Source organism: Falsiroseomonas oryzae, from assembly GCF_027856955.1.
Classification (GTDB): Bacteria; Pseudomonadota; Alphaproteobacteria; order Acetobacterales; family Acetobacteraceae; genus Falsiroseomonas; species Falsiroseomonas oryzae.
Genome location: NZ_JAPSMD010000328.1, coordinates 1 through 5989 on the forward strand (window position 1 = coordinate 1; position 5989 = coordinate 5989).

Annotated in this window: 8 protein-coding genes, 1 tRNA gene and 1 pseudogene; 1 reads left to right on the forward strand and 9 read right to left on the reverse strand. The window is 70.9% G+C overall.

The window, feature by feature from the left end:
* From OZN99_RS23270 to rplK, 4 genes and pseudogenes are all read right to left on the reverse strand, one after another.
* Positions 1 to 162, reverse strand: a pseudogene (locus OZN99_RS23270) (50S ribosomal protein L7/L12); the annotation flags it as partial.
* Positions 163 to 256: 94 nt separating this feature from the next.
* Positions 257 to 784: a 50S ribosomal protein L10 gene (gene rplJ / locus OZN99_RS23275; RefSeq protein ID WP_270937644.1), complete on the reverse strand. Its 528-nt coding sequence runs from the start codon at positions 782 to 784 to the stop codon at positions 257 to 259.
* Between the two features lie 292 nt (positions 785 to 1076).
* Positions 1077 to 1778: a 50S ribosomal protein L1 gene (gene rplA / locus OZN99_RS23280; RefSeq protein WP_270937645.1), complete on the reverse strand. Its 702-nt coding sequence runs from the start codon at positions 1776 to 1778 to the stop codon at positions 1077 to 1079.
* A gap of 4 nt (positions 1779 to 1782) precedes the next feature.
* On the reverse strand, positions 1783 to 2217 hold the full coding sequence (gene rplK, locus OZN99_RS23285; protein ID WP_270937646.1) for a 50S ribosomal protein L11: 435 nt from the start codon (positions 2215 to 2217) through the stop codon (positions 1783 to 1785).
* A gap of 320 nt (positions 2218 to 2537) precedes the next feature.
* On the opposite strand from rplK, the gene OZN99_RS23290 reads away from it, so the two are divergent.
* Complete coding sequence (locus OZN99_RS23290; RefSeq protein WP_270937647.1) at positions 2538 to 4295, forward strand: adenylate/guanylate cyclase domain-containing protein; 1758 nt, start codon at positions 2538 to 2540, stop codon at positions 4293 to 4295.
* A gap of 5 nt (positions 4296 to 4300) precedes the next feature.
* Here the strand turns inward: OZN99_RS23290 and nusG are convergent, their stop codons facing one another.
* The 5 genes from nusG to OZN99_RS23315 form a co-directional block, all read right to left on the reverse strand.
* Complete coding sequence (gene nusG / locus OZN99_RS23295; RefSeq protein WP_270937648.1) at positions 4301 to 4837, reverse strand: transcription termination/antitermination protein NusG; 537 nt, start codon at positions 4835 to 4837, stop codon at positions 4301 to 4303.
* Between the two features lie 7 nt (positions 4838 to 4844).
* The gene (secE, locus tag OZN99_RS23300) at positions 4845 to 5042 is read right to left on the reverse strand and encodes a preprotein translocase subunit SecE (protein WP_270937649.1); all 198 of its coding nucleotides are present in this window, start codon (positions 5040 to 5042) and stop codon (positions 4845 to 4847) included.
* Positions 5043 to 5120: 78 nt separating this feature from the next.
* Positions 5121 to 5197, reverse strand: a tRNA-Trp gene (locus OZN99_RS23305).
* A gap of 137 nt (positions 5198 to 5334) precedes the next feature.
* Positions 5335 to 5775, reverse strand: a complete 441-nt coding sequence (locus OZN99_RS23310) for an RDD family protein (protein ID WP_270937650.1) — start codon at positions 5773 to 5775, stop codon at positions 5335 to 5337.
* Between the two features lie 90 nt (positions 5776 to 5865).
* A partial coding sequence (locus OZN99_RS23315) for an EF-Tu C-terminal domain-related protein (RefSeq protein ID WP_456299879.1) occupies positions 5866 to 5989 on the reverse strand: 124 nt, incomplete at its 5' end.

Genomic DNA, 5989 nt, shown 5'->3' on the forward strand with positions numbered 1-5989 from the left:
GGGCGCGGCGGCGGCACCACCGCCGGCGGCCGGCGCGGCGGCCACGGCAACCGGCGCCGCGGCGGACACGCCCCACTTCTCCTCGAGCATCTTCGAGAGCTCGGCAGCCTCCAGAACGGTCAGGCTGGACAGCTCGTCAACCAGCTTCGCAAGGTCGGCCATGTTCGTGTATCCTTCGATCTAGTGGCTTGGCTTGATCTTTGCAACACCCGAGGGCCATCCCCCGGGCGGTAGGGTCTGGCTGGCGCAGGCGGCCTCAGGCCGCCTCCGCCGTCTCGTCCTTCTTGGCATAGGCCGAGAACACCCGCGCGAGCTGGCTGCCGGGGGCCTGCAGCACGCCGGCGATGCGAGTCGCCGGGGTCTGGATCAGGCCGAGCAGCTGCGCACGCAGCGTCTCGAGCGAGGGCAGCTCGGCCAGCGCCTTCACGCCATCGGCGTTCAGCGTCTGGCTGCCGAGGGCGCCGCCCAGGATCACGAACCTGTCGTTCGTGCGGGCGAAGTCCACGGCCGTCTTCGCCACCGCCACCGGATCCTTCGACCACGCAAGTGCGGTCGGACCCTTCAGCAGAGGCTGGATGCCCTTGAAGTTGCTGCCATCGAGGGCGAGCGAGGCCAGCCGGTTCTTCGCCACCTTGTAGGTCGCGCCGGCGTCCCGCATGCGCTGCCGCAGCGTCGTCGCATCGGCCACCGTCAGCCCCTTGTTCTGGCTGACCAGGACGAACGACGTATCCGCGAACACCGCCTGCAGCGCCTGCACGAAGGCGCGCTTTTCCGTACGGTCCACGTCCCGTCTCCGAATTGACCAGGGCCTGATGGAGGGGCCCCGACCGGTTCAAGCGAGATGGCAGAGGCCATCCCGTACTCGCCTGTTGGAAGGGACCGTCAAGCCAAGCCGGATCGAAGGGCGTCGCCCTCCGGTCGGCGGAACTTCTCGGCACCCCATCTATCCCCTGCGGGCGTCGCCGCCGCTTCAAGGCCGGCCCGAAGGCGCGGCCACAGAGGGTCTCCGACAGGTCGGGCGGGGTTCCCCCCGCCCTGCCCGGCGCCCCAGAGGGCGCCGTATCTGGTCGGTGGCGTCAGGCGCCCGCGGAGAGCGAGGCCAGGTCCACCTTCACGCCCGGGCCCATCGAGGAGCTCAGCGACACCTTCTTCACATAGGTGCCCTTCGCGCCCGTGGGGCGGGCCTTCTGGATCGCGTCGATGAAGGCGCGCGCATTGTCCAGCAGCTTGTCCTCGCCGAAGGACGCCTTGCCGATGCCGGCATGGACGATGCCCGCCTTCTCCGCCCGGAACTCCACCTGGCCGGCCTTGGCCGCGGTGACGGCGCCCTTCACGTCCATGGTGACGGTGCCGAGCTTCGGGTTCGGCATCAGGCCGCGCGGGCCGAGCACCTTACCCAGACGACCCACCAGGGCCATCATGTCCGGCGTCGCGATGCAGCGCTCGAACTCGATCTTGCCTTCCTGCACCAGGGCGGCGAGGTCGTCCGCGCCCACCACGTCGGCGCCAGCGGCCTTGGCTTCCTCGGCCTTCGCGCCACGGGCGAAGACGCCCACGCGTACGGTCTTGCCGGTGCCGGCCGGCAGGCCGACGACGCCACGGACCATCTGGTCGGCGTGGCGCGGGTCGATGCCGAGGTTCATCGCGATCTCGACGGTCTCGTCGAACTTCGCCTTGGCGTTCGCCTTGACGAGCTTGATGGCCTCCGCGAGGCCATAGGCCTTGTCGCGGTCGAAGCCGGTCTGGGCGGCCTTCAGGCGCTTGCCGATCTTGGCCATGGCGTCAGCCCTCCACCACCGTCATGCCCATGGAACGGGCCGAGCCCGCGAGCATGCGCACCGCCGCCTCGACGTCGGTGCAATTCATGTCCTTCATCTTCACCTTGGCGATCTCGCGCAGCTGGGTCTTGGTGACCCGGCCGACGGTGCCGCCCTTGCCCGGCGTCTGGCTGCCCTTCTCGATCTTGGCGGCCTTCAGCAGGAAGTAGGTGTTGGGCGGCGTCTTGGTGATGAAGGAGAAGGTGCGGTCGGAGTAGGCGGTGATGACGACGGGCGTGGGGGTGCCCGGCTCCATCTGCTGCGTCGCCGCGTTGAATTCCTTCACGAACTGCATGATGTTCAGGCCGCGCTGACCGAGCGCGGGGCCGACGGGCGGCGAGGGGTTCGCCTTGCCGGCCGGGATCTGCAGCTTGATGTAGCCGACGATCTTCTTTGCCACTGTCCAGTCCTCTGTTGCGCCTCGCGGCGCCGGTTCACAGAGGCCCGCGGTCCATGCGACGCCCCGAGGGCGTCTCCCGCGTTCCCTGCAACGCCGAACGGCCCGGGATGCCCCCGGGCCGCGCGGCGGGCTGCGCATCTAGCCCCCGGCGACGGCCTTGTCCAGACCCATCGCGCCATGCGGCGGCGGCACCGCGCGCGCATCCTCCGGCCGGGTCGTTACGACCGGTGCGGACACCGCTCTGCGTTTTGTCCTGGCCGACCTTGCCGTTATCCTGCCGTGCGCCGGCCGGCCGCCCGGGACGGCACGGAGCGCGCGCCTTGACCGACAGGCCCCGACGTCTTGCCGCCATCCTCGCCGCCGACGTCGTGGGCTCGACCCGTCTCATGGCGGAGGACGAGGCGGCCACCCTGGACGACATGACGCGGCTGCGGCGCGAGGTGCTGGAGCCCTGCCTCTCGGCCCATGGCGGGCGGCTGTTCAAGACGCTGGGCGACGGCTTCCTCGCCGAGTTCCGGAGCGCGGTCGAGGCGGTGCGCTGCGCCATGGCGATCCAGGCGGCCCTGGCGGCCGGCCGCGTGGGGCTGACGCTGCGGATCGCCGTGCACCAGGGCGACGTGGCGGTGGCCGAGGACGGGTCGGACCTGCTCGGCGACGGCGTCAACGTCGCGGTGCGGCTGGAGGCGCTGGCGCTGCCCGGCGGCATCGCCGTATCCGCCCGCGTGCGCGAGGACCTCGCCGGCAGGCTGCCCGTCGAAGCCGAGGACATGGGCGAGCAGGCGCTGAAGAACGTGCCGCAGCGGGTCCGCGTGTTCCGGCTGCGCGGAAGCGCGCCGGGCGAGACGCCCGCGACGGGCCGACCGCCCGCGCTCGCCCTACCTGACCGGCCCTCCCTCGTCGTGCTGCCGTTCCAGAACATGAGCGGCGACCCGTCGCAGGAGTACCTCGCCGACGGGCTGGTGGAGGATGTCACCACCGCGCTCTCGCGCATCCGATGGCTGTTCGTGATCGCCCGCAACAGCGCCTTCACCTACAAGGGGCGCGCGGTGGACGTGCGCCAGGTCGGGCGCGAACTGGGCGTCCGCTACGTCGTGGAAGGCAGCGTCCGCGTGCAGCGCGCGGCGGCCGGGCAGCGCGTCCGCGTCACGGCGCAGCTGATCGACGCGGCCAGCGGCGAGCATCTCTGGGCGGACCGGATCGACCGCGACCTCGAGGACATCTTCGCGGTGCAGGACGAGATCACCGGCAGCATCGCGGCCTCCATCGAGCCGCACCTGCACGCGCGGGAGGAGCATCGGGCCCGGGCAAGTCCGCCAGGCAGCCTCGACGCCTGGGGCAAGGTGGTGCGCGCGCTGTCCCTGGTGTTCCGCATCAGCCGGGACGCGAACGAGCAGGCGCAGCTCCTGGCGGCGGAGGCGGCGGCGCTCGATCCCGACTATGCGCGCGCCCATGCGGTCGGCGGCTGGGCGACGATGTGGTCGGCGCATTGCCACTGGGCGGCGGACGGCGCCGCCGCCTACCGCAAGGCGCGGCAGATGGCGGAACGGGCCATCGTCCTCGACCCCGGCGAGCCATGGGCGCGCACCACGCTGGGCCACATCCTCAGCGGCGAGGGCGCCCATGCGGCAGCCCTCGTCGAACTGGAGAGCGCGCTGGCCATCAACCCCAACTTCGCGCTGGCGCGCACCATCCATGGCTGGGCGCTGCTACGCGCCGGGCGGATGGAGGCGGCGGTCGAGGAGACCGGGAAGGCGCTGCGGATGAGCCCGATCGACGGCTTCGCCGGCTTCTACGCGAGCATCCACGGGCTGGCGCTGCTCGGCTCTGGCCGGTTCGAGGCGGCGCTGCCCCATATCCGCCGCTCCACGGCCGCCTTTCCCGAATTCATCGGCAACTGGCGGCTGCTGGCGTCCTGCTGCGGGCATCTCGACCTCGTCGAGGAGGCGCGCGACGCCCTGGCCCGCGCCGATGCGCTGGGCGGCACCCAGACGCTATCGGCCGTGTACCGCCATCTGGGCCCGCACGCGCATCGCGACGTCTTCGTCGAGGGTCTGCGGCGGGCCGGGATGCCAGAGTAGCGCGGTCAGAGCTTCTCCACCTGGCCGTATTCCAGCTCCACCGGGGTGGAGCGGCCGAAGATGGAGACGCTGACCTTCACCCGGCCGCGCTCCTCGTCCACTTCCTCCACCGTGCCGTTGAAGCTGGTGAAGGGGCCGTCGGCCACGCGGACCTGCTCGCCGATCTCGAAGACGATGGCGGGGCGCTTCGGCTTGTCGGCCTGGTCCGTCATCTGCTTCAGCATCCGCTGCGCTTCCTGCTCGCGGATCGGGGTCGGGCGGTTCTTCTCGCCGAGGAAGCCGGTGACCTTCGGCGTGTTCTTCACCAGGTGCCAGGCGTCGTCGGTCATCTCCATCTTCACCAGGACGTAGCCCGGGAAGAACTTGCGCTCCTGGTTGGTCTTCTGGCCGCGCCGGACCTCCACCACCTCCTCGGCGGGGACCAGGATCTCCTCGAACTTGTCGGCCAGGCCCTTCTGGGCGGCCTGCTCGCGGATCTGCTGCGAGATCTTCTTCTCGAAGCCCGAATAGACGTGGACGACGTACCACTTCTTGTCGGCCATGACGCGGCTACACCCCCAGCCCGAACAGAAGGCGCATGGCGCCGGCGATGATCCAGTCCACGATCATGAAGAACAGCGCCGCCAGCGCCGACAGCGCCAGCACCAGGCCCGTGGTCACCAGCGTCTCCTTGCGGGTGGGCCAGGTGACCCGGGCCACCTCCTGCCGCACCTCGCGGACGAACCCTGCGGGATCGAGCTTGGCCAAGACGGCCCCTTTCACGACGACGACACGGACACGATGCGCTCCCGGGGCTTACCGGGCCGCGACATTCGCGCGGCCGCATGGCAGGGGCGGAGGGTCTCGAACCCCCAACCTCCGGTTTTGGAGACCGGCGCTCTAGCCAATTGAGCTACGCCCCTAGCGGTCGGTCCGGGCCAGCCTGCGCGCGTTCCAGCGCAACGGGCAGTCTCCGGGCGTCACGCGCATGGGCCGCGCGAGGGCCGAGGCATAGCGGAGCGACCGGCGGGTGACAAGCGGCCCGCAGGCGCGGCGCGCCTCAGCCGCGGGGATCCTTCACCACCAGCGTGCCCGCCATCTTGTCGTGCCAGCCCTGGCGGCGCTTGTCCCACAGCGCCCAGAGATAGCCGAGGCCGAGCGGCAGCGCGGAGACGAGGTAGCCGACATAGCGCAGCACCAGCCGCCCGATGGTGGGCACGCCGCCGGTCTCGGCGTCCACGATGCGCAGGCCGAGCACCAGCTTGCCGGGCGTGCCCTGGCGCTCGACCCAGAACAGCAGCACGACCAGGGCACCGATCAGGTTGGCCATCAGTTCGCCACCGGCGGACATCTGCCCGCCATTGACCAGGGCGGCGAGGGTGCCGAGCAGGTAGGAGAGCGGGATCAGCCAGAACAGGTCGATCACCTGCGCCAGCAGGCGGGACCCGAACCCGGCCAGTTCCACCTGCCCGCCCGCGAAGGGCCTCTCAGCCTCGGACATCGACTGCCTCGCCCGGTCCCGGCCTCGGGACGAAAAGGGGCGGACGCTTGCGCGCCCGCCCCGGTCCGCACATGACGGGGAAGGCCCGCCCTACTTGACGATCTTGGCGACGACGCCGGCGCCGACGGTGCGGCCGCCCTCGCGGATGGCGAAGCGCAGCCCCTCGTCCATGGCGATCGGCGCGATCAGCTCGACATCCATCGAGACGTTGTCG